General features: G+C 48.6%; 23 protein-coding genes. 6 read left to right on the forward strand and 17 right to left on the reverse strand.

Going from position 1 to position 23,606, the window contains the following annotated elements; translation table 11 throughout:
• Positions 1-22: 22 nt before the first annotated feature.
• The 8 genes from MRBLPE1_RS22940 to MRBLPE1_RS22975 form a co-directional block, all read right to left on the reverse strand.
• Positions 23-850 carry a carbohydrate ABC transporter permease gene (locus tag MRBLPE1_RS22940; protein ID WP_364149652.1) on the reverse strand — a complete coding sequence of 276 codons (828 nt, stop codon included), beginning with the start codon at positions 848-850 and terminating at the stop codon, positions 23-25.
• Positions 847-1,731: a carbohydrate ABC transporter permease gene (locus MRBLPE1_RS22945; protein ID WP_364149654.1), complete on the reverse strand. Its 885-nt coding sequence runs from the start codon at positions 1,729-1,731 to the stop codon at positions 847-849. Before MRBLPE1_RS22945 ends, MRBLPE1_RS22940 begins: the two co-directional genes overlap by 4 nt.
• A gap of 88 nt (positions 1,732-1,819) precedes the next feature.
• Complete coding sequence (locus MRBLPE1_RS22950) at positions 1,820-3,115, reverse strand: ABC transporter substrate-binding protein (protein ID WP_364149655.1); 1,296 nt, start codon at positions 3,113-3,115, stop codon at positions 1,820-1,822.
• Positions 3,116-3,216: 101 nt separating this feature from the next.
• Positions 3,217-4,278, reverse strand: a complete 1,062-nt coding sequence (locus MRBLPE1_RS22955) for a response regulator transcription factor (RefSeq protein ID WP_364149657.1) — start codon at positions 4,276-4,278, stop codon at positions 3,217-3,219.
• Positions 4,253-6,055, reverse strand: a complete 1,803-nt coding sequence (locus MRBLPE1_RS22960) for a sensor histidine kinase (RefSeq protein ID WP_364149659.1) — start codon at positions 6,053-6,055, stop codon at positions 4,253-4,255. Before MRBLPE1_RS22960 ends, MRBLPE1_RS22955 begins: the two co-directional genes overlap by 26 nt.
• A gap of 87 nt (positions 6,056-6,142) precedes the next feature.
• Entirely contained in the window at positions 6,143-7,486 is a 1,344-nt protein-coding gene (locus MRBLPE1_RS22965) for a glycoside hydrolase family 30 protein (RefSeq protein WP_364149661.1), read from the reverse strand.
• Between the two features lie 277 nt (positions 7,487-7,763).
• The gene (locus MRBLPE1_RS22970) at positions 7,764-8,630 is read right to left on the reverse strand and encodes a sugar phosphate isomerase/epimerase family protein (protein WP_364149663.1); all 867 of its coding nucleotides are present in this window, start codon (positions 8,628-8,630) and stop codon (positions 7,764-7,766) included.
• Positions 8,630-9,439 carry a phytanoyl-CoA dioxygenase family protein gene (locus tag MRBLPE1_RS22975; RefSeq protein WP_364149665.1) on the reverse strand — a complete coding sequence of 270 codons (810 nt, stop codon included), beginning with the start codon at positions 9,437-9,439 and terminating at the stop codon, positions 8,630-8,632. Before MRBLPE1_RS22975 ends, MRBLPE1_RS22970 begins: the two co-directional genes overlap by 1 nt.
• A gap of 132 nt (positions 9,440-9,571) precedes the next feature.
• Here MRBLPE1_RS22975 and MRBLPE1_RS22980 point away from each other — a divergent pair, with 132 nt between their 5' ends.
• Positions 9,572-10,387, forward strand: a complete 816-nt coding sequence (locus tag MRBLPE1_RS22980) for a helix-turn-helix domain-containing protein (protein ID WP_364149667.1) — start codon at positions 9,572-9,574, stop codon at positions 10,385-10,387.
• Positions 10,388-10,428: 41 nt separating this feature from the next.
• Here the strand turns inward: MRBLPE1_RS22980 and MRBLPE1_RS22985 are convergent, their stop codons facing one another.
• Positions 10,429-11,367: an aldo/keto reductase gene (locus MRBLPE1_RS22985; protein ID WP_364149669.1), complete on the reverse strand. Its 939-nt coding sequence runs from the start codon at positions 11,365-11,367 to the stop codon at positions 10,429-10,431.
• Between the two features lie 29 nt (positions 11,368-11,396).
• On the reverse strand, positions 11,397-12,398 hold the full coding sequence (locus MRBLPE1_RS22990; RefSeq protein WP_364149670.1) for a Gfo/Idh/MocA family protein: 1,002 nt from the start codon (positions 12,396-12,398) through the stop codon (positions 11,397-11,399).
• 219 nt (positions 12,399-12,617) lie between these two features.
• On the opposite strand from MRBLPE1_RS22990, the gene MRBLPE1_RS22995 reads away from it, so the two are divergent.
• Positions 12,618-13,454, forward strand: a complete 837-nt coding sequence (locus MRBLPE1_RS22995) for a helix-turn-helix transcriptional regulator (RefSeq protein ID WP_364149671.1) — start codon at positions 12,618-12,620, stop codon at positions 13,452-13,454.
• 66 nt (positions 13,455-13,520) lie between these two features.
• On the opposite strand, the gene MRBLPE1_RS23000 is transcribed toward MRBLPE1_RS22995, so the two are convergent.
• Both MRBLPE1_RS23000 and MRBLPE1_RS23005 read right to left on the reverse strand, forming a co-directional pair.
• Positions 13,521-14,531: a Gfo/Idh/MocA family protein gene (locus MRBLPE1_RS23000; protein ID WP_364149672.1), complete on the reverse strand. Its 1,011-nt coding sequence runs from the start codon at positions 14,529-14,531 to the stop codon at positions 13,521-13,523.
• A gap of 25 nt (positions 14,532-14,556) precedes the next feature.
• The gene (locus MRBLPE1_RS23005; RefSeq protein WP_364149674.1) at positions 14,557-15,405 is read right to left on the reverse strand and encodes a sugar phosphate isomerase/epimerase family protein; all 849 of its coding nucleotides are present in this window, start codon (positions 15,403-15,405) and stop codon (positions 14,557-14,559) included.
• A 174-nt stretch (positions 15,406-15,579) separates the two neighbouring features.
• On the opposite strand from MRBLPE1_RS23005, the gene MRBLPE1_RS23010 reads away from it, so the two are divergent.
• The 3 genes from MRBLPE1_RS23010 (at position 15,580) to MRBLPE1_RS23020 (ending at position 18,918) form a co-directional block, all read left to right on the forward strand.
• Positions 15,580-16,485, forward strand: coding sequence for a helix-turn-helix transcriptional regulator (locus MRBLPE1_RS23010; protein ID WP_364149676.1), 906 nt, complete (start codon positions 15,580-15,582; stop codon positions 16,483-16,485).
• 167 nt (positions 16,486-16,652) lie between these two features.
• A complete protein-coding gene (locus MRBLPE1_RS23015) occupies positions 16,653-17,663 on the forward strand; it encodes a CobW family GTP-binding protein (protein WP_364149678.1) in 1,011 nt (336 codons plus the stop codon).
• Positions 17,664-17,835: 172 nt separating this feature from the next.
• Entirely contained in the window at positions 17,836-18,918 is a 1,083-nt protein-coding gene (locus MRBLPE1_RS23020; RefSeq protein ID WP_364149680.1) for a Gfo/Idh/MocA family protein, read from the forward strand.
• A gap of 134 nt (positions 18,919-19,052) precedes the next feature.
• Here MRBLPE1_RS23020 and MRBLPE1_RS23025 read toward each other — a convergent pair whose 3' ends face one another.
• From MRBLPE1_RS23025 to MRBLPE1_RS23040, 4 genes are all read right to left on the reverse strand, one after another.
• On the reverse strand, positions 19,053-19,229 hold the full coding sequence (locus MRBLPE1_RS23025; protein WP_364149682.1) for a hypothetical protein: 177 nt from the start codon (positions 19,227-19,229) through the stop codon (positions 19,053-19,055).
• 101 nt (positions 19,230-19,330) lie between these two features.
• Positions 19,331-19,810 carry a hypothetical protein gene (locus MRBLPE1_RS23030; protein WP_364149683.1) on the reverse strand — a complete coding sequence of 160 codons (480 nt, stop codon included), beginning with the start codon at positions 19,808-19,810 and terminating at the stop codon, positions 19,331-19,333.
• An 89-nt stretch (positions 19,811-19,899) separates the two neighbouring features.
• A complete protein-coding gene (locus MRBLPE1_RS23035; protein WP_364149685.1) occupies positions 19,900-20,649 on the reverse strand; it encodes a GTP pyrophosphokinase in 750 nt (249 codons plus the stop codon).
• 53 nt (positions 20,650-20,702) lie between these two features.
• Positions 20,703-21,119, reverse strand: coding sequence for a MarR family winged helix-turn-helix transcriptional regulator (locus tag MRBLPE1_RS23040; RefSeq protein WP_364149687.1), 417 nt, complete (start codon positions 21,117-21,119; stop codon positions 20,703-20,705).
• 106 nt (positions 21,120-21,225) lie between these two features.
• Here MRBLPE1_RS23040 and MRBLPE1_RS23045 point away from each other — a divergent pair, with 106 nt between their 5' ends.
• Positions 21,226-21,690: a MarR family winged helix-turn-helix transcriptional regulator gene (locus MRBLPE1_RS23045; RefSeq protein WP_364149689.1), complete on the forward strand. Its 465-nt coding sequence runs from the start codon at positions 21,226-21,228 to the stop codon at positions 21,688-21,690.
• Between the two features lie 74 nt (positions 21,691-21,764).
• On the opposite strand, the gene MRBLPE1_RS23050 is transcribed toward MRBLPE1_RS23045, so the two are convergent.
• The gene (locus tag MRBLPE1_RS23050; protein ID WP_364149691.1) at positions 21,765-23,387 is read right to left on the reverse strand and encodes an MDR family MFS transporter; all 1,623 of its coding nucleotides are present in this window, start codon (positions 23,385-23,387) and stop codon (positions 21,765-21,767) included.
• Between the last annotated feature and the right edge of the window lie 219 nt (positions 23,388-23,606).

Genomic DNA, 23,606 nt, shown 5'->3' on the forward strand with positions numbered 1-23,606 from the left:
CTTCAGCTGGGTTTGACTCAGATTAACCTTTTACGGCACCTTCGGCAATACCGTGCATAATAAATTTTTGGAAGAACGAATAAATGATAATGACTGGAATTGCCGTCAGCACAAGCGCGGCCAAGATGAGCGACCATTCTTTGTTATACTCGCCGAACAGCGTGTTCGTAGACAAGATCAGCGTGTAATCGTCTACGTCCGTCAGCATCAGCAGCGGAAGCAGGAAATCATTCCAAATCCAAAGGAAATCAAGTATCGCAATCGTTACCGTAATCGGAACTAACAGCGGGAAGATGATTTTGAAAAAGGTTTGATATTCGTTGCAGCCATCGATTTGAGCGGCTTCCTCCAGCTCTCTCGGAATCGATTTCACAAAACCGTGATAGAGGAATATTGCCATATTGACGCCGAGACCAATATATATAATTGCAAGACCATACGTGCTGCCTTGAACAGACAAGACCTTGGCCATTCTTGTCAACGGAATCATAATGGAATGAAAAGGTACGAGCATCGATGAAATGAACAAGAAGAAAATAATGCCGCTGATTTTCCCGCTAGTCCGGGAAAGCTTATAGCCGGCTAATGCCGAGCATAGGATGATTCCCCCGATGCCGAGCACAGAAATGATAACCGAGTTGAGCGTGCTGTTCAGCAGATTCAGCTGGCGGAAAGCGTTCACGTAATTATCGAATTGAAAGCTCGTGGGAAACGAAACAAATGATTCAAACATTTCACCCTGCGTCTTGAACGAATTGATGACAGCAAGATAAATCGGAAAGAACGAGATGGCTGCACCTATGGACAGCAGAAACGTAATAAGAATTGAGGTTGATTTTTTCTGATTCATGCTTCTACCTCTTTTCTCTTCATGACTTGAATTTGGATCAAAGTAAAGACGAGTATGATAATAAACAGGATGACTGATTTGGCGCTCGCATACCCATACCGGAAGTTATTCGAGAAAGCTTCCTCGTAAATATTCATCGTAATAACCTGCGTGCTTCGTCCAGGACCGCCGCCTGTTAAGCCGTATACGACCTCGAACACTTTAAACGCTCCGTTTAAGGTAAGGAAGAAACAGATGGTAATTGCATGCGTAATCATCGGAAGCGTTACATTGCGGAACGTTTGGAACGCGGTTGCGCCGTCAATGACCGCTGCTTCCTTCAAGCTCTGCGGTACGCCCTGCAAACCGGCCAAATAGATAATCATCATATAGCCAACGCCATTCCAAAGCGATACGGTCAATATGGAGAAGAAACTGATTTTCGGATCGCCAATCCAGGCTTGGTCAAGAAATGTAATCGCTGTCTTTTCTGCCAGCTGAGGCAGCACCTGCGCGAATACAAACGTCCACATGAACGCGCTTATGATTGTACTGATCATGTTTGGCATAAAGAAGATGGTACGGAAGAAGCCTTTGGTCTTTTTGCGCGATTCAATAAAGACGGCGATCAGCAAAGCGAATACATTTTGCAGCACCACCATAAACAGCACATACTTTAATGTAAATAGGATGGATCCAACAAAATCCGGATCTTCTTTTAGCGCTTCGATAAAATTGCCGATACCAATAAAGCTGTAATTTTGATTTAAGCCATTCCAATCCGTAAAGCTGTAGTACATACCTCCAAGCGTCGGAATGAGCAAGAAGATGGCATATAATATAAATGCAGGCCCGACGAATGTTAACAGCGAGATGTATTTTTTGTAGCTCTTGATCGGCACAGTATCCGCCCCTCTCCTATGTGTCTCTAAAAATAAGGGATGAAGAGAAGACGATATTCTTTCTCCTCTTCATCCTAAGGCCCAACGATTACTTATTTACTTTGTTAAACGATTTCCAAGCTTTGTCTAACGCTTTAATGACGTCATCTTGTGAAATTTGACCCGCATAATAAGCTTGAAGACCTTTACCTACTTCATCTTTAACCGATTGCGGAATCGCTGGATCTTGATACGATTTTCCTTCTTTTACGTATCCCGTTGCGTCATTTACCCAAGGATAGCTCTCATACGTGTGGATGGTTGCAATCGGGTTGAACTTCAGCGCTTGGAAGAATGCGTTAGAAGCAGTGTCATCCAATACGTAGTTAATAAAATCAAGAGCAACTTCTTTGTTTTTAGTCGTTTTTGATACAGCCAGCGAAGTCGAAGCGCTTAGATTGATCAGCGTTGCATTCGGATCGTCATTAATTGGCAATGGTGCCACGCCGAAATCAAGATCCGGGTTGGATTTGAGAATCGTTTCCGCGTACCATGGACCTTGCAGCCACATTGCGCCTTTTCCGGCAGCAAACGCTGCAGCGCCGTCATCGCCGCCCACTTCCGTTGCTTTTTCCGTGCCGTTTGCGTTTATCAGATCAAAGACGTCGAACATCGATTTCATTTCAGAGAATGAGCCTTCATCCTTGTTCATGCGCTCGATGAAATCAGCATTCTCCGTGTTGATGATTGCGCCTGCAGCAAGCGGCAGGAGCAGCTGCGGAATCCATGCTTCTTTATAGGAAAGAACGAATGGCGTGATGTTTTTCGTTTTCAGCTTTTCTACAACCGCTTTCATTTCAGTCAGCGTCGTAGGAGGCACTAGTCCGTTATCTGCAAAGATCTTTTTGTTATATAAGTATCCCCACGACAATGTTTCCAAAGGAACGGCTACAACCTTGCCGTCCGTAGTTGTAACGGATGGTTTTACGCTGTCCAGAAGCTTGCCTACGAATGGCTGCTCGGTCAAATCCTCTAAGTAACCTGCTTTATAGTAGGATGGAATCTCATTGATTGCGTGAATCGCAAAAATATCAGGCGCATCGTTGGATGCCAAGCGCGTTTTCAAAATTTGTGCGGCATTATCGGCAGTCGGCATTTCCAGCTGAACCGATACATCGATGTTTTTCTCTGCTTTCTCTTTTGCGACAAAATCTGCAATGTATTTATCGTAATGCTCTTTGAGTCTTGGCTGCGCGATAAACATTTTGAGCTTCACGCTCTTTGCTTCTCCGCCTGCTGCTGCCCCTTCGTTTGTGCTGCCTGTATTATTTGCATTATTTCCGCAGCCTGCCAGCAGTGTTGTAGCGAGTACGGTTATTAGCAAGCCTTTCATTACTTTTTTCATCTAATTTGACCTCCCAGAAGCTTGTTTTGTTTACGCTTTCATTGTAACTAATTTTTGAAAGCGTTTAATTGGACAGAATTAGACTCTTTCTTTGGACAATTTTAAACCTCGCCGTTCTTCCTCATTTCGCCCGGTGCAACGCCGAAATGCTTTTTGAATACACGGTAAAAATAAGTAATATCCTCATAGCCCGCCATCTCGGCAATCGCTTTGATCGGGATGCTCTCATCCAGCAGCCATTCCTTTGCTTTGACCATTCGCAAATGAAGCAAATAGTCGGTGACGTTGCGTCCGTACTCCTGTTTGAACATCTTGCTCAAATATTCCTTGCTCACAAAAAAAGCCCTTGCCAGTTGGTCTAGTGTTACCGACTCGGTATAGTGTTTATCCATATAAAGACGGACTTCGTCCAAATTTAACTTGTTTTTGAACTTACGCTGCTGCGTAAGCTGATCGATGGTTGCGGCATAATGATAAATGAGAAACGAAACCGTATTGGTGCTGGACTCCACCGTTTCCTGCCCAAAGGGAGCGTGTAATCCCTCGCTGTCCTGTGAATTGGCAATTTTCAATTCCTTGAGCAGCAGGAGCAGCTCCTGAACCACCTGTTCAAGCATTGCGGGCTTCGTAATCCCATTATGCTCAAGCTCATTTTGCATTTGAATCAGCGTTGCCGTTATGCCTTCTTTATTTAACTCGTTAAAATGCGTCTTCAGCAGCTGTTTATAGGCTGCCAGCAAATAGGAGATATCAAGATCCAGCGTAAATACGCTTCGCTCCGTTTGCGCGGACTCGATGCTGTTTTTGCAATTGCTCAGCGCCGAATCCAGTTCCTTGGGATCAACCGGCTTAAGCAGATAATCCATCGCTTTATAGCGCAGCGCATGCTTCGCGTATTGGAAGTAATCGTAGCCGCTGATCACGATCGTCTTAATTTGCGGATATTGTTCTTGAAGCAGCTGAAGCAGCTGAACGCCGTCCGTTCCCGGCATCCGCATATCCGTAATGATAATATCGGGTTGAAGCTCCTCCGTTTTACGAAGCGCTTCCTGTCCATCCTCCGCTTCGCCCACGATTTCCATGCCAAGCTTTTCCCATTCGCCAAAGGCCTTGATGATGTCTCTTGTCCAGCTCTCATCATCCACGATCAATACTTTTATCATGATGCTCGCCTCCTGATTCATTAGGAATGGTAACTGTAACCGTTGTCCCTTCTCCGGGCGCGCTTTCTATTGCAATTCCGTACGCGGAACCAAAATGCATCCGTATGCGGGATGCGACATTTTGAATGCCGATCCGATTGCCGTGCGTCCATACTTGCCCGTTCTGGTGATTCAGCCGCCTTTTTAGATCGGCAAGCTTGTCCTCGCGAATGCCGACGCCGTTATCCCGGATGCGGATACGTACGGCAGCAGCCTCGCATATAATCGATACGCTGAGCTCCCAGCTTCCGGGTTTATTCTCGAGCCCGTGAAAAAAAGCATTTTCCACGATTGGCTGAAGCGTCAGCTTCGGAATGGAGCAGGCCATTGCCGATTCGTCGAAATCCGTTGTATAGCTGAGCTTGGAAGAAAATCTTTGCGTTTGAATAAGCATATAATTGTTCAGATGCTCGATTTCCGCTTTTAAGGAAGCTAGATCATTAGGATCACGGATGACATAACGGAACATATCGCTTAACGAACGGATAATTTCATAGCTCTCTGCAGGTTTTTTGGTGAAAAGCATGCTGCCGATCATCTGAAGCGTATTTTGCAAAAAATGCGGATTGATTTGCGCTTGCAGCGCTTTAAGTTCCGCTGTCTTTTTCTCCAAATTCATGCTGTATTCCGTTTTGATATGTTCTCTTATGCGGTAAGACATGTTGTACAGCTTCGTTTCAAGCAAGCCGATTTCGTCCACGCGATTGCTTTGCGGCAGCTGTTCGGTTTCCTTTATAATGCCAAGACCTTGCATCGATCTTGCAAGCGTGACAATCGGCGTCGCCGTTCGCCAGGCCAGCAATATCGCGATCAAGATCGAAATTACAATAGAAATCGCGCCTACGATTAGGCCAAAATGCATCGTTGATTGCGCGCTTTTATTAATGAAGCTAGTTGGAATAATCGTAATCAGCTTCAGCCCGACCGGATCGATCGTATTGTAGAAAACATACTCCCCCGGCAGCCGGAAGTAACCTTGAACCTCTGTCGTTTGCTTGATTTGATCCATGATTTCTTGCGACGGCTTCTCGCCGAAAGGCTGGTAAAGCACGCTTCCGTCATCGCCTGCGATAAGAACCTTGTGCTCCTCGCCCCTGCCGATTAAATTAAGCGTCTGATCCAGCATCGACCATCGGATTTTCAGCGAAATGCCGCCGAGCTTCTCGCGGTTCTCGAAGCGGTTAATGCTGCGGATAAGCTGGAATTCCTCGTTATCTCCGCTCTTCGATTGAATAATGAAATCCTTGTTTTCCTCGAACAGCTCCTTGTAAGGAGATGGTATTCCGGTTGAAGACTCCAGATCATTCTGATTGGAGCTGATGGTAAACAGTTTACTCGGCTCTTTCAGAAACAGCTCGACGCCGATCACATGGTTGCCTGCGGAATAAAATAAATTGTTCAGCGTATCCATGATGTTTTTTTGCGCCGCAAACTGGTTATAAAGACGAGATCCTTCTATGCTCATAAGATAGTCGTTAAGATGCGGGCTGATTAGAACGGTGTATACGAGATTGTTCAATTGCGAAAACTGCTCGCCCAAATAAATACCCGTCCATTTCATATTGGACAAATTCGTGCTGATGACCTCGGTCTCCATCGACTTCCGGTTATTTTCGGCTGCCAATGCGGTTACTGCAACAATCGGAATAACGGATAAGATAATCATCGTAAAAATCAATTTATTGCGGATGCTTCTCCGAAAGGGATCCGACAACGTCCTCATTAGCTTTGAAAACATGGCGTCGAGACACCTCCTTCTATTCTTTCTTCCTATGGCGCAAAAAACTAACGCCCTGTCTAGCTGGCGTTAGTCGGTATGCGCTCGTTATCCGCACGGGATCACGATTGTATGAAAAGATTCAGGCTCAAGCTGGAAAAGACGCACTTCGTCTCCAACGGCTAAGCGCAGCTCTCTTTGTTCTTTGAAGGGATTCGCAAGGACAACGACATGCGTGCCGTCAGGCTTCTTGAAGGCGACCGCATTGCCTGCCCAGGAGCCCTTTAAACCGGCTCGTCTATCATTTGGCGACGTGAAATGCGCAAAATGCTTCATTACGTAATATTCCGGATTGCGTGTTGCGGTTCTCGTCTCCTTGTCGATGGTAAGCATCGCATTTTGCTCCCAGCCCCAAGTGCTTCTTCCCTTCGGCTCAAGCGCCATATTCCAATAAATGTAGGCATTCACGCCGTTCGTGAAATAATGCTGATAGAGGTTGAACACATACCGCGCGTAGAACCATGTGTTCTCGCCGTCGCCGCATTCATTCTCGGTTTGCATGTAGCGAAGCTCCGGATAGCTCTGAACCGTCCGCTGGATCGCATGCTTCCCTGCCCATTGGTAGCCGACGCCCTTCACATACTTATAGGCTTCCGGGTCGCTTAGCACCGTATTCGCGTAGCCGTTGAAATCCGTTTCCTTTTTCTTGAGCCATTCATCCCAAGCTTCCGGCGCGTTGATCGTACCCAGCCAAATTTCCGTATCCAGGCCATGCTGCTCAAAGGCCGGTCCCAAGTAGTCGCGAATAAATTCGCGCAGCTGCTCGCCTGTCCAAACGCAGGAAGGGAACTTTTGATCCGCCACAACCTCATTTTGGACATGAACCTGGTGAATCGTAATCCCTTCAGCTTGATAGGCTTGAACGAACCGCACGAAATACAGGGCATAAGCCTCCAAAATTTCCTTCTCCCAGCGCAGCGTTCCGTAATTGTAGGATTTCGGGAATTTCATCCAGGTTGGCGGGCTCCAAGGGGAAGCAAACAGCTTCAGCTCTGGATTCTGCTTCAAGGCTTCTTTGATATAGGGAATCAAATATTCACGGTCACGGGCTATCGAAAAATGCTCCATTGCCAGATCGCCGTCAGTTTCGTTTAAGCTGTACCACTCTAACGCGTAATCGCTTGCACCGATCGGCAGCCGGCAGATACTAAAGCCGTGCTCGCCGTCCGGATGGAATAACGCGTGCATTATCCCGCTTCGGTCATCCTCCGATAACTGCTGTAGCGCCGCGTAACCCAATTCATTAAAGCAGCCTCCGAAACCTTCCAGCAGCTGAAATTGTTCGTTCGTAACCGTCAGGTTGGCATTATCTATTTCTGTATCCAAAATAGGATTCTCTGACCAAGGCTTGGTTTCCGTGCTTGAAAACCATTGTATCCTTTTCTGCTTCATAACCGCAAATCCAACTCCTTGTAAGCGTTTTTTTCATTATAACCTCTGTATGAAAGCGTTTAATTGGACAAAATTAGTTCCTGTAGTTGGACAATATTAAACCAATCGGGATTTTCGGCTTCTTTTTACGCCAATGTCAAGGGACAACACTGCCTTGCCGGAAATTCGTTACCTTAAGGAGGTGATTCCAATACCTCTGGTCGTCCGAGGTAGATTCCGAATGTTCAGCACGCAAAAAAAACCCGACCGGACCTCCTTCGTCCTAGTCGGGTTTTACTTATAACCGCTCCTGCCTCCATAGCTCCTTTACCAATTGCTTCAAATAGAGGGACTGGGACCAACGGTCGCTAACCTCGGTTTGCCTGGAGCCCGCCTCATCCACCGTGATTGCATAGGGCGCTGGCCCAAGCTCAATGACTACGGGAAACCGATCCCGCGGATGCCTGTTCCCCGAACGCCAGTGCTTCATCGCGCTTGCCCACCATCTTGCAAAATGGGGAAGCATCGGATGCTCTCCCGCTTCGCCCGGATCGATCTGGATCTGTTCCCCGTTTGAAATTCGCGTATGGATGCTGTAAGCGTTAGGCAGCAAGCCCTGCAGCATTTCCTCGGCTTCGGGAGATACGGTATGCAGCTCGCCGGCGACCACATAATGAGAATAGTCGATCGTCAGCATGAGCGCTGGAAGCGCCTCTAAAAATTGCTTGGTACGGATCAAATCCTGTGTTATGGTGCCGCGATGCGTTTCAACGTAAACCGGAATGCCCGCCTGCCTGGACAGCGCATCGATGCCGGACAACAGCTCAAGCGCCTGATCACCGATCAGAAAGGGTCTCATCACCTGCGCGTTGATATAACCGACATGGCCAAAGGCAACCGCGCTTTCTAAAAATTTGGCCATGTCCGCAATTGAGGACGGGTATGCATTCACGCTGAAGGACAGGTTGTATTGCTCAAGCAGCTCCTTCCAGTGCGCACTCTCATCCGGAGCAGGTATAAATGCGTTTACTCCGTCAAAGCCGTTTTCCGCAATGAGCTTCATCTTTTCTTGGGTAGCTGCCGCATGCCCCGCTGTTCCATTTAATCCGTTCATTCCCCACCAAGACATCTCGACCAGCAATTTTTCCTGTCCTGTATCCGTCATTAGTGTGGATACGCCATATCGAATTCTACTCCGCATGGCCCTCCGTCCGTATTGATTTCCAGATCGACCAGCGTTCCATCCTGGCGATGCAGCGGGCGGTAGTGATTGCTGATATGCGTGGCTGAAGCGTTTGCGTAATGGCAAATAAAGGCGCGCCGGAATTGATCCTTCGTCTTATTTCTGTAAGAGCCGTGGATAAGATTTCCGTTGAAAAACAAAACATCGCCTTTATCCATGATAACCGGCATTGCTTTTTGATCCTTTGGCGGCTTCACGTAATGGGTGGTGAAGGATTCCGATGAATCCGCGAGCTCCGGGCAGCTAATCTCATGCTCGCTTGTTTTCGGTACGATTAGCAGCCCGCCATTCTCCTCTGTGGCCGCATCGATCGCCGTCCATGCCGCAATGCAATTGCCCGGCTCCACCTGCAAATAAAAATTGTCCTGGTGCAGCGCTTGACCGCGCGAGCCCGGCGGCTTGTAATAAAACATGCTTTGGGCTGCCAGCGCCTCCTCGCCGTACAAATCGGACAATACCTCCATAACCGGCTTATGAAGCATATATTGCTTTGCGGTTTCATCGAACCGATGCGGGTGCATCACGCGCGGATATCGCTTCAAAGGATCCTCCGAGCTCCCGGATAAATCCGGCTCGAATAAGCCCGGGATAACCTTTTGGCTGATTTCCTCGAATTTTTCTTCAATCGTGCGGACATCCTGTTCCGAGAAAAGGCCTTTTACGATTAAATACCCTTCTGTCTGAAAATGTTCGATTTGCTCTTCGTTCAATACGCTCAATGCTCTGGTCATCGCATTTCACTCCTTGGACATATGATTTCTTCTTCTTGACATAATCATAGAACTTTCGTTATTTTTAGGGAAGCAAGCTTACTGCTAAAAAGTAATGGTATTCTGCTATTTTTATTTTGGGAGGACCGTTTCATGACCCGATACAGCACACCGAAAACCAAGCAAAATATTTCATCGTACGCCTCTCTTGTAAGCGGTTATTTCGAAGAATCTGATTCCTACAAATATCGTAGGACAGCTGGAATGGAAGAATGGCTCCTCTTCTTTACATTGGAGGGCGAAGGGTATTTACGAACGCCTGGGGGCGAGAAGCGCTGCAGCCAGGGCCAAATCGCGCTGCTTCGTTCCGGGATTCCGCATGAGTACGGGACAACGAGAGGAAACCGCTGGAATTTCTACTGGGTTCACTTTCACAAACTGCCTGAAATCGACTACCTGCCAAATGACGAGATCATTATCGCAGCCATTCCGGAGGGAAATATGCGGCATCGTGTACAGCAGGCCATTCACGATATATTAACGGATTCCATAGAGCAAGCCGGTTTCTGGCATATGCTTTGCGAAAACTCGCTGCGCGAGGTTATCCTGCTCGCCGCCCGGCAGCTCGAACAGCGGCTTGATCCGAGAATCGAGCTCTCTTTGCAATATCTATCACGGAATATGAATCAGAACTTTCGCCTCGAGGACTTAGCCGGCAGCGTCGGCCTTTCTCTCTCCCGGCTGTCTCATCTCTTCAAGCAGGAGACAGGCGAAAGCGTCGTGGAGCATTTGAACCGGCTGCGGCTTCAGCAAGCCGCGTTGTTGATGGAGCATATGGGGCGTACGGCGACCGAAGCCTCGCTCGATGTCGGCTTTAACAATTACAATCATTTCGCCGCGTTATTTCGCAAAGCCTACGGCAGCAGCCCTAGAACGTACAAAAAAGAAAAGACTACTCGCGGTGAGTAGCCTTTTCCTTTTCTTTATGTTTTCATGCGGGGTATGTCTGCTTAAACCTTCTGCGCAGCAAGGTCCAGCCATTCCATCTCTGCCTTGGTCAGCTTAATGAGAGAGCCTGAATCGCAGGAATGGAGCTCGTCGGATGTTTGGGCTCCGATTAGCGCGACGGTTGGAAATGGCTGATTCAGTACATAAGCAAGCGCAATTTGGATCGCGCTGACATTTTTCTCCGCTGCCAGCTGTTTGGCACGCTCCAACCGCTCCCAGTTTTCATCGCTGTAAAAAACACGGACCAAATCGGCATTGTCGCGAATTTCCGGAGAGAATCTGCCGGTAAAGAAGCCTCTTGCCTGCGAGGACCAAGAAAGCAGCGGGAACTGCTGCTCTTCATGCCAAGCGCATGTCTCTTCATCCGCGGATATGCAGCCTGCCCAGAACGGCTCATTCGCTTTGGCAAGGCTCAGATTCGGGCTGCTGAACGTGAACCCTACAAGGCCTTTGCCCGCTGCGTATTCATTGGCTTCCTTAATCCGCTGCCATGACCAGTTCGATACGCCGATCGCTCTGACCTTTCCGGCCTGAATATGCTCATTCAGAATATCGATGACATCGCCGGCCGGCACGGCCGTATCATCGCGGTGGAGCGCGTAAAGGTCGATATAATCGGTTTGCAGGCGCACAAGGCTATCCTCCAAATCCCTTCTGATCGCCTCTTTGTTTACACGCGGACCGTTTTGATCATGATGCGCGCATTTGGTCAATATGACCATCTGCTCTCTATTGCCCCGCTCTTGCATGTAGCGTCCGATTACTTCCTCGCTCTGCCCGCCGCAGTAAATATGGGCGGTATCCACCGAATTTCCGCCGATCGCTATAAACGCATCCAGATTAGCTGCCGCTTTCTCGTACGAATGGTGGAAAAAATAATCCGAACCCTTCATTAAACGCGATACCGGCTTTGGCGAGCCCTCGATTTGAATGTATTCCATTATGAAATGCCTCCTCGTTCATTCGTTTTTTATAGGGTAATTCTTGTGCGTTCACGCGCAGAAAGCAGACATGCGTCAATGACTTTCATATTTTTCAAAGCATCCGAAGCACCAAATTGCAGCGGCTGTCCACCGGTTATGGCCCGCGCCAAATGATCGGCTTGCTCGGTATAGGTGTTCATGAACGGCACCTCGATTTCCTTGCGCCCGTCTTTCGTGCTCACGTAAAAATTAGCGAGACCAGGCTCGTTCGACAAGTAAGCGGAAGGAACCTCGATCAGCCCTTCCGTGCCGAGCACTTCAAGCGGGTTGCGGAAAGCAGCCCACATGCCGCAATCGAAGGTTAGCGAAACCGAGCCTTCAAACTCGACGAGACCGGAAGCCATCATATCGACATCGTCATGCTCCGGCGAAAATAGCGCCTGCACCGTCACCGCTTCTGGCTCCTTGCCCAGCAGCAGGCGCGCGGCATTGATCGGATAACAGCCTACATCGTATATCGAACCGCCGCCCCATTCCTTGCGGTATCTGACATTTTCCTTATGGCCTGCGTTGTTGAAGGTAAACGCGCTGCGAATGCCGCGAACCTCTCCGATTTGTCCCTCATCGATGATCTTCTTCATCATGTCATACCGCGGATGGTACCTGTACATAAAAGCCTCCGACAACAGAACGCCCGCTTTCGCGGCTGCCTCCGCCATCTCATACGCTTCTTTCTCGGTCAAAGCGAGCGGCTTCTCGCATAAAATATGCTTTCCGGCTTCCGCCGCCCGGATCGTCCATTCCCGGTGCAGATGGTTAGGGAGCGGAATGTATACGACATCGATGGAATCATCTTCCAGCAAAGCCTCGTAGCTGCTGTAAGCGACAGGGATGTTCAAATCCTCCGCCGTCTTTCTCGCCTTCTCCCCGTCGCGGCTTGCAATGGCCGCAGCTTCATTTAATGTTGAGAGATGAAGGCCGGGAATAACGGCTCTCTTCGCGATACCCGCGCATCCCAGGATGCCCCATTTAAGCTTTTTCGTCGTCATTACTATCGTCACCTCAATTGAAATTTTATGACTATATTGCGATTTCAAGCATAGATAACCGTCACTGCCGTCGTTCATAGCAGTCTTTAAAATTATCGTGATGAAATTAGAATCATTCGGATATCTAACGCTTTCCCCTAGTTTAAAGTAGATTCCAAAAAAATAAAATGATATTATTTTGTTATACATTACAACAATATTGTCATCGGGGTGAACGACATGCAAAGGCAGAGCCATCTACTTACGCTGCCAAACAATCCTTTCTTCTGCTTTCCCGAATCGGTCGGCAATTACTGGAGTCATCCCGACCATTTCACGCTTCGGACCGCAGGCTCGTTAAACAACTTCAATATCCATTACGTCGTTTCCGGCAAAGGCTATGTGGAGTGGGACGGCAAAGTTCACACGCTTGAGGCCGGCGAAGCCGTACTCTATTTCCCGCTGCAAAGGCAGCACTACTACAGCAGCAAGGATGACCCCTGGGATATCAGATGGGTGCATTTCTACGGCAGCGGCTTGCAGGATTATATGATTGAACGCGGTTTTCACAAAAGCCAGCTTTGGACGATACGCCAGCCTGCCGCATGGGTCCAGGTGCATGAAGAGCTGCTCGTCGAGGCCGAGACGCACCGCATGCTGCGCCCGACTAAGCTTTCCGCTCTGACGTATGCGATATTGAGCGTATTCGTCGAGCAGGCCGTGCCGATCTCAGGCAGCAAGGCAAGCAGCTCCGGGAATCGCATTCTAGAGCTGCTTCCGCTCATGCAGCAGGAAGCGGCGCAGCCTTTCGTGCTCGAGCAATGGGCTGAGCAAGCCGGCGTCAGCCCCTATTATTTTTGCAAATTGTTTCGCAGCGTGATGGAAATGACGCCTATGGACTTCATCACGCGCAGCCGGCTGCAGATGGCTAAGCAATGGCTTCTCGAGCGGAAGGAAGTCAATATTGGCGAAATTGCTGCCGATGCCGGCTATCCGAGCGTCAGCTATTTTAACAAAAGATTTATGGAGCATGAGGGCATGACGCCTACCGTGTACCGCCAGCTTTATGGAATTTGAATGCTCCCGCATGAAAAAAAAGAAGCTGAGCCAATAAGGCGCAGCTTCTCTTCTATTCAAGATCATCTAAAGCTCTGCAAACCGACCGCCGTTATCGGCTGAACGCAGCTCTGCTTCTATGATTTCAAGCGTGCCGACCGCGCTCTCCGGCGTGCATTTCAATACAGGCTTCCCGCTTTGCACCGATTCGATGAAATAGCTGATTTGGCGGTAATAGCCCATGTCTTCCGATAATTCGGCGACAAAGCCAGGCGCATGCTGCGGATTCACCTTCAGCTGCCCATTTTCAAATACGAGGTTCCCGCCTTCGAAGTTGACGCGGTACGTCATCGAGAAGCCGTAGTCGCCTTCCAGCGTCCAGTCGGCCTGCGCGTTCAGCACTTTGCCGTCGGGGTAAATATAATGGGTGGATACCGCATCATAGCCGCTGCCTGGAATGACGTTGCGGGCAATGGCCGATACTTTATCCGGTTTGCCAAACAGCCAGTGGACCATATCCGCGTCATGAATATGCATATCCAGCAGACAGCCTCCGCTCTTGCTGCCATCGAGAAACCATCCCTTCGGCGCACCCGAGCCTCTAAAGAAATAACCGCCCGTAACCGCACCGTATCGGCCATCTTCGACCGCGGACTTCAAATACTCGTAGGCCGGCCAGAATCGCAGGCATTGGCCGATCATTAAGGTTTTCCCAGTCTTCCTTGCGGTATTCGCCATGCGCCAGCCATCCTCCGAGCTGCCTGCCGCAGGTTTCTCGCACAATACATGTATGCCTCTCTCCAGCAGCAAGCAGGCTAAGTCCGCATGCAAATAAGTAGGCAACGTAATACTCACGATATCAAGCTGTTCGCTATCCAGCATCGCTTCAATGTTGTCATACAAGCGGTAAGGCGAGAGATCGTACACCTCCTGCTCCGTCGCGATATTGCCTGAAGCCTTGCCCTCCTTCAGTTCTTCGATCAGAAGATCGCAAATGGCAACCAACTGCATCTTTGCCCCTTCTGCTGCAAGCCGAACATAATTATCGAAGTGCATGCGTCCCATAAAACCAAAACCGATTAAACCAACCTTTAGCATGACGTTACCTCCTATAAACTGAAAATCAGGTTTGCCGGCGGCCCAGAATGGCATCCATCGCCAAGGAAGAATTGAAAATGATTTGCTCCGAATGATGCGTGTAGGTCGGGATCATTTCTGCCGTTACATAGTTGTCGTAGCCGACAGCCTCCAATGCGGCCATAACGGCTGGATAATTCACGTCGCCCGCCAATAAATCAACGAAGCCATGCAGGCCGCCTGCAGCGCGCCGGTAATCCTTAAAGTGAACCTTCTTGATGCGGCTGCCCAAAATCCGGATCCAGTGCTCGGGGTACCCGTTTTGCAGCGCATTGCCGACATCGAAATACGAGCCCACATAATTGGAGCCATGCGCATCAATAAATGTCCGCAGTTCAAGGGGCGAGAGCAGAAATTTGTTCCAGACGTTCTCGATGCCGATGGACACGCCCGCGCTCTCCGCATGAGGCACCAATTTCCCGATTGCTTCAAGCGCCCGGTCATAAGCGTACTCATAATCGACCGTCTCGCTGCCGGGAATAAAATCAACGCCCACCGCGCCGGGAATGACCAAAATCGTATCGACGCCTAGCGCGGCCGCAAGCTCCAGCTGCTTCTTGCAGACATCGATGGCTTTCGCTCTCGTTGCCTCGTTCCCGCTTGTCATGGGATATGACCAATATAAGCCCGTCGCCAAACCGGCAATTTCAAGCTCCGCCTCTGCTAGCAACTCTTTTATCCTCCGAACTTCCTGATCGGATGACGCCAGGCTAAGTTCGCCTGTTTCGTTCAATGACAGCTCAATGCCGTCAAAACCCGCCTTCTTCGCCAAGCGAACGCTGTCCGCGATCGTCGTGCCTTCCCTAAACGACCAAATGTTAATTCCTTTTTTCATGGAATTGCCCCCTACTCCTTTTTGGCTAATTACGTGCTATTGAACGGACTGCAGTTGCATGTGATAATACCAATATAATAATCGATTAGATCAAATAATGATTTAGCCGGAACAGCGATTTTTTGGACAATTCCGTGCTTTATTTCATTCTGTATCTTAGGAGGATCCCATCCCTTGACTAACAATGAACCCGTCTTTCCGCTGCAGCGCGCAGCCCGGTTCCAAGAATGGTCGCCGAGCATTCATTACGCACAATTTCAAAGCATGCCAACCGGAGCGCTGCCGCAGCGGCGGCTCTATGACTTCGAACTGCTTTACGTCTGCCAAGGCGAAGCGGCTACGCAAATGCATGGCCAACGCTATAAGCTAGACGCCGGCCAGCTTATTTTTTTACCCTCGGGGGTCTATCACCAAAATGAAATTACCTCCGCCCCGGAAGCTCGTTTTTTGGGGATTCATTTCGATTTCTTTGACGAGCTCGATATCCAGACGGAGGCTGATATGGTTGTAAACGAATCCGATGTCCAGCCTCATAAATTTACTTGCGAGCCGTATGTTGAAGGACTCCCGGCCTTGTCCCTAAATCCGGTATATACGCCCCCGCTAGCATGCGTTCAGCTGATGGAGCAGCTCGTACACGAGTTTACGATGCGTCAACTTGGATATGAGCTCGTCTGCAAGGCGCTTATGCTGAATATAGTTGCCCAGCTGCTGCGTTCCCCGCGAATTCGCGCTTTTTCTCCGGCTTCGATGCACGGAGGAAAGCTAGTCGAACTAATGGAAAGAATTGAAGCTTCGCCTTCTTTTCCATGGACGAATACAAGCATCGCGGAAAACATGAATTTAAGCGTCGACCACTCGGCAAAACTTTTCAAACAAACCTGCGGCATGCCGCCAAGCGAGTATGTGCAGTCCATTCGACACCGAGAAGCAAGGAAGCTGCTGCGCGAAACGGACCTGTCCGTCGAAGCAGTCGGGGACCGCGTAGGCTACTCCGATATTCACTACTTCAGCCGGATTTTCCGCCGTCTTGAAGGCATTTCACCGCGAGAATACCGGAAGCTGTCGCGTATATTGTAAAGGGTATGACGACTAATGAATTCCTCCACTCCCAGGCGGCCATTCCTAACTTTACGTAAGAGCATGGATATCGTAAAATAATCGTAATCATTACGCTTAGTTTACATATACTTATTTATTGCCGGGCAATTCACGTTCAAATTATAGGAACTGGAGAGGAATTTAATTTGAAAATCCCTGTTATCGTGCTTAGCGGTTTTCTAGGAAGCGGAAAAACGACGCTGCTCCTTCGCCTATTAGCAGCAGCCAAAGCAACCGGTTTGCAGACCGGCGTGATTATGAACGAGCTTGGCCAGCTCGATGTTGATGGCCATATTTTGAAGGAATATTCCGAGACGAAGGTTGAGAAGCTGTTGGACGGCTGTGTCTGCTGCAGTAAGCGCAGTGAGCTCGCTTCCAGCATTCAAAACCTGTGCTTAAGCAGGCCTGATGTTATTTTCATCGAGCTGACCGGCGTGGCAAATCCGGAGGAAATCGCAGATGTGCTGACTGAGCCCAATATCCATGCCAGCGTACGTTTAAAGCAAATCGTAACGGTTCTCGATGCTGAGAACGTGCTGGATTATAACAGCTTCTTCGAATCCGATACGGCTTTAATACGGACATTTCGCCGGCAAATCGAAACCGCTGATTTGCTGGTACTGAACAAAACGGATCTCGCATCCACACCAAAGCGCAGGAAGATCGATCAGCTGCTTCTCAAACATAATTCAACCGCTGTTGTCATCCCCACGACACATAGCCGGATTGACTCTGGCCTCCTCCTTGCGGATATCGCGAAGCAGGAACGAAGGACCGTTGCAGCGGCCTCCTCCTCCTTCCGGCTTTTAAAGACCGTGCCTCACGCAGGTGAGCATGGCAGCAGCTCCGGGCATCGCGATGGCGAAGCCGCATCTTATTCACGCGTGCAGACGCTTTCGCTGCCGCTCGCGGCGGGAAGCTATCCAAGCCGGAAGGCAATCGAGAAATTTTTGCTGAAAAACAAAAACCGCCTGCTTCGCGCCAAGGGCTATGTACGCTTGCTGCCCGATTCGCCCGTCATGCTGCTGCAGCTGGCCGGGAACCAGATTACATGGTCGGAATCCCTTCATCAGGGACCGTCCTACCTCGTATTGATTGGCATTGATTTTAACAAGCAGGAGCTTGAAGAGCAGTGGAGAATATTGGAGAGGCAATAGCTCTCGGCAACGGCTGCCATCCGAGCAATGATATGATTTGTGTAATCATCCGCTTGGCCATATGGCCAAGCGGATGTCTTAATTTTATAGAGCTCATGTCCGTTTCTCATCATTTCACGACCTTTTGAGCTGTGCTAAAGTAAAAGCAACACAACGAAAAGAGGGAAAAGCAATGACGAGAACGATCCGAATTGGAATTATAGGAAGCGGCGGCATCGCAAGAGCCCATGCTTCAGCTTATAAGAAAATGCCGCTCCATGCTGAGATAGTAGCGGTCGCAGACAGCATGCCGGGCAGAGCGCAGGCCTTTATCGAGCAAGAGGGATTAGTCGACGCCGTCGCATTCGAGGACCATCGGAAGCTTCTGGAGCTTGACCTTGACGGCGTTAGCATTTGCACGCCGAACTTCGCTCACCATGAAACGTCTGTAAACGCTTTAAACGCAGGCAAGCATGTACTAGTGGAGAAGCCGATGTCCGTCACCCTGCAGCAGTCTATCGAGATGGTCGATGCCGCTGAGCGCAGCGGAAAAATGCTTACGGTCGGCTTTCAGCCAAGATACGACCCCAACATGTCATTGATACAAGAGATCGTGCAATCGGGCAAGCTGGGCAAGGTATATTTTGTAGAAACCGGCGGCGGCAGACGCCGCGGCATGCCTGGCGGCACCTTTATCCGCCAAGAGCTTGCGGGAGCAGGCGCCATGGCTGATATTGGCTGCTATTCGCTCGATATGGCGCTTAATGCGCTGGGCTACCCTAAGCCCCTTACCGTGTCGGCTTACACCTCGAATCACTTTGGATCCAATCCGCTTTACCACCGCGAAGCCGCAAATTTTGACGTTGAGGATTTTGGCGTCGCGATGATTCGCCTGGAAGGCGATATTATTTTGAATTACAAGACAAGCTGGGCTATGCACATGGATTCGCTGGGAGCCACCATGTTTCTTGGAACAGACGCCGGCCTCAAGGTCACTCCCGCAGGAACCGGTCCTTGGAGCGGCGTGTGGGATGGCAGCGTGGGCAGCATGACGCTGTACCATGATGTCGTAAACCAACATATCCAATCTACCATTCCCGTTATCGACCATGGCTTGAATTTATTCGATGAGAAGGTTAGGGACTTTGTGGCCGCCATCACGGATAATCGCCCGGCACCGATTCCCGGAGCGGAAATTTTGTATAACCAAGCGATTATCGACGGCGTACTCCGCTCGGCGGCAAGCAAACGCGAAGTAACGATTGAACTGCCTTAACAAGACAAAACTCCGCATGGAGAGCAAATCGAGCCGCCCGAACGGTCTATGACCGTTCGGGCGGCTTTTTATTTCCCCCCAAAAAAAGCAAAAAGCCGTTCTGCAAGAGAACGGCTTTCAAGCATTTGCCTCGGTTAAACGGATGATATGATGCCGCGGTTGCTGTTCTTCGCAAAGTTGATGATCGACTCGTACTGCGTCTTAGCGATCCGGCGGTCAGACATCGGACGGTGAGGGTTTTTGACAATCTCGGCTAGCTTCTTGAGCTCCTGCATTTCCGCAGGGGTCACTTTGACCGTAATTTTCCCCACGTGCTCCACCCTCCTTACCATGTATTGGTCTGGAACAGATTCATAAGCTTTTGGTTTATCAGCTATGGTCATTATACGCAAAATATAAATAAACTTGCATGTTATTTTGGCGGCGTTCGCGGATTTGGATCATCCATTTCCTCTGGGAACAGGTCTGCGAATTCTTTGTTTTGCTTGCTTTTCAAATAGGATAAGCCTGCATAGCCGGCAAGCAACGAACTGCTGACGACTGCAAAGTTGTCCGTCGTATTCGCCATTGACAAGGCTGTTTTGGCCAAAATGCCCGTACCGATCGCAATCAATAAGTCGCCCAAAAAACCGAGATCGAAAAATATCTTTTTTTTCGCGTTGCTATGGTTCCTGAAGCCGATGACGAAAATCGCAAAATAATAGCTGCGTTGAATCCATTTGATTAACCAATTCGATGATAAAGCAATTCCATCCTCATCATATTCAATGACGAGCTTTGGCAGTTCGATAATCCCGTTTTTCACAAAATGTCCAATGAGTCCGCCCACTAAGCTCATGGATATCGATAAACCAAACACTTGAATGAAGGCCTGAAAGCTAGAAATGACCATTTTCCCATGACCACCCTTCAACAACGCATTAAGCTTGGCAGCATGTATCGCGCTACTTTCACTTTATGTCGCTGTTTAAAGGTTCACGACTATTTTTTTGCTTGTCCGTCCTCGAATAGCCCAAGCAGCATAGTCGGGAAAGAACCCCTTTCATTGCTCATGAGCAGCCGAATCATCTCATCGCCCATATCATTTTCGCTTTCTTCCTTAATCTCTTCGATCTCGTTATGCAACCGCTCCATTTTCTTATCCAGGGCAGCAGCGGAATCCGCTGCTTCTTTCAATTCTTGCAAGAGGTGCGGCGGTATCGCATGCTTATATTTATAATAAATCTTGTGCTCCAGACTTGCCCAAAAATCCATTGCAATGGTGCGTATTTGCACCTCTACGCAAACATTCTCGCGTCTGTCCGATATAAACACCGGCACCTCGATGAGAAGATGGAGACTCTGATAGCCGTTCGGTTTAGGATTCTTGATATAATCCTTGACCGCAAGCAATTTCAAATCGCTTTGATTTTGCAGCATGTCGCTAATGCGATAAATATCGGATATAAAGGAGCAATTGATTCGCAGGCCGGCAATATCCTTAATCTGCTCGCGTATGCCGGTTAATGTAAGCTCGCTTTGCTTCCTGTATATTTTTTCAATGATGCTCTTCGGCGATTTCAAGCGCGAGCTCGTATGCTCGATCGGATTATACTCATGCAGCAATTGAAATTCTTCTTTCAAAATATCAATTTTCGTTTCCAGCTCTTGCAGGGCAAATTTATACATCATTAAAAATCTTGTAATTTGCTGCTTTACTTCTTTCATCTTTTGCATTTGATTCATTGCCATGCTTTTGTGATCCCCTTCCGCTTCCTGCGGTGTTGTATACTGCGCATGTCTTGCTAGTTGTCGAGAAGCTTATATATACGCCTCAGATGCTCCAAGTCCTCGTCGGAAATGCGCTCGCTCATATATTGTATAATAGCATTGTCTCTTTCTTCAAAAGATTCGATGTATTTCTTCCCTTCTTCCGATATGGCGAGAAGCACGACACGCCTGTCCTCGTCACCGCGCATTCGTTGAATGAGGCCCCTCTCTAAGAGCTTGTCCCCCATGAGCGTAACCCCGCCTGCTGTTATCGACAGCATCTCTGCCAAATCCGTTGATTTCATGGGACTCTCCCGATTCAAATATTGAAGCATTCTAGTTTGGTTTACAGAAAACCCGCAATCCACGCCCTTATGCCACTCTGCTCTCATTTTCTTATAAACGCTTTTCAGAACGGGATACAATTCTATCCATACCGTATAGTTGTTCATGCTGCACCTCATTTCCCGCACTGGATTGACTTCTGCTGCTGATCGTTACTATAATTGCTTTGGTTACCTAATTAATTTATAAAAAATATTCACCGAGGTGAATCGAATGAACGAAGATAAATACGATAATGTAGCGGATCTCATCGATGTATTCCAACGCTTCGCTAGAGCGGACTGGCGTAAAAAAACGATGTGGGGAGGTCTCAAAGCGAGTGAAATCAGAATGCTCGTATGTGTCAAACAAAGCAATGACAAAGGTGAGTCGGGCACAACGGTAACAGAAATCAGCAAAAGGTTGGAGGTTACGTCGCCGACCGTAACGCAAATGCTCAACAGTCTGATAGCCGCTGGCTGCGTGATCCGGACTACTGATAAAACAGACCGCAGAATAACCGAAATCACATTAACAGATAAAGGCGATCAGATTGCCACCAAGGCGATCGACCGTTTTCAATCGGTTTTCAAAGGCATCATTGACGAGTTGGGCAAGGAACAATCCGACCAGCTGATCCTAATGCTGAATCAAGTATTCCAATATCTCCAATCCGTCAACCATTTAGATGATCTATAATACAGAAAGAGGATTTCACCGGCGGCAGCTGCTGCTGCGGGTGAAATCCTTTCTATAAGAGCCGCTCTCCAGCATTATTGAAGAGCAGGCTCTTTTTTGATCAGCTCTGTTTGTTCAGTTCCCGCTTTGGCTTTCATATCATTCGAAGAGCGCAAAGGAATTTCTTTCAAGAAAAATACTAATACGAATGCTACGACCAAGAGAGACATGCCGAATAGAAATACAACGGTAAGCGAATCGCTTAATACAGAGCGCACCATTTCGATAATATGCGTAAATAAAGGCTGAATTTGTTCCGGGAGCGTAGCATGCAGCTCCTTCAATTTAGGTTGGTCAAGCAGCATTTGCGGATTCAAGAAGCTCGAGAGCTGCTGTGCCGTTTCAGGATCTACCTGCGATAAATCCGGGCCTTGGCCTGCTTTGACGGCAGCCTCCAGCTTGCTCGACATCGTCGAATTCATGACCGTACCCATCACCGCAATACCGATAGTGCCGCCTAAGTTACGGAACAAGGTTGCAGTTGCGGTTGCCACGCCAAGCTGTGTAGGCGCTACTGCATTTTGAACCGTAAGCGTGAATACCGGCATTGAAATCCCGAGTCCGATACCGAAAACGATCATCGCTGCAATGGCAACTCCGACATTATTCATAAAGGCCATCATAAGCATGCCGACCACCATAAACGGCATCCCAGCGATGGCAAACCTTTTATATTTACCTGATTTAGAGATCCAACGTCCCGACAGCGTACTGAGGAAAATCATTGCGATCGACATCGGCATGTTGACAAAGCCAGAGTTAGTAGGCGAAATGCCGAGAACGCCCTGCACGAAAAACGGCAGGTACATCATTGCGCCCATCATCCCCGCGTTCATTAGAAATCCAATCGAATTGGAGATCGTTACGATGCTGTTTTTAAACAGGGACAGTGGTAAAACAGGGCTTTTTGCTTTGCGTTCCACAAACAGCAAAATCACTAAGAAAATGATAGAAGCCGCTAACAAGCCGATAATCTGCATAGAGTCCCAATCATACTTGGTGCCCGCCCACGAGAAGCCTAACAGCAGTGAAATCAACATCAACGTAAGCAAAATAGAGCCGAGATAATCAATCGATTCCGTGGTCTTTCTTGCCGTTTTCGGAAACATCGACCAAATCATCCCGAATGCCACGAGACCAAGCGGCAGGAAGATCCAGAAAATCCATTTCCATGCGATATGATCGACTAGAAAACCGCCGAGCGTCGGTCCGATCACGCTGGAGAAACCAAATACCGCCATCATGATACCGGTCCATTTCGCTCTCTCGCGCGGTGCGAACAAATCGCCCACAGCTGTAACCGTTGCAGACATCAGGATACCGCCGCCTAAGCCTTGAATGCCCCGGTATGCGATCAACTGAAATACCGTTGTTGACGTTCCGCAAAGAAACGCGCCAATGATAAAAAACACGATACCCGCTAAGAGAAAAGGCTTCCGTCCATAAATATCGGATAGCTTACCGACAAGCACGGTTGCTATCGTTGAAGTCAGCATGTAAATCGTAATGACCCATGTGTAATACTCAATGCCGCCCAGAATCGCGATGATCCGCGGCATCGCCGTACTTACGATCGTCTGGTTGATCGCAGCGAAGAACATGGCCGCCATCAGAGCAATCATAATGGTTAATTTTTTCTTTTGAGTCAAATGCTCCATATGCCCTGCACTCCTAAACATTTTTATTTATTATTGCCAATCGGCAGCCAAACTACTTATTTCATTTAGTTAGGTTGCCTACCTATTTCCTAATGATACAATAACTTTAGTACTAAAACAACTGCTTTTTATTTGGTTGCGCTGTCATCAAAAAAAGACTTTCAAAACGCAAAAAAAACAAGCCAGAGCAAGCTCTGGCCTGTTTTTCGCTTATTTATA

This window comes from Paenibacillus sp. LPE1-1-1.1, assembly GCF_040676435.1.
Taxonomy (GTDB): Bacteria; Bacillota; Bacilli; order Paenibacillales; family Paenibacillaceae; genus Pristimantibacillus.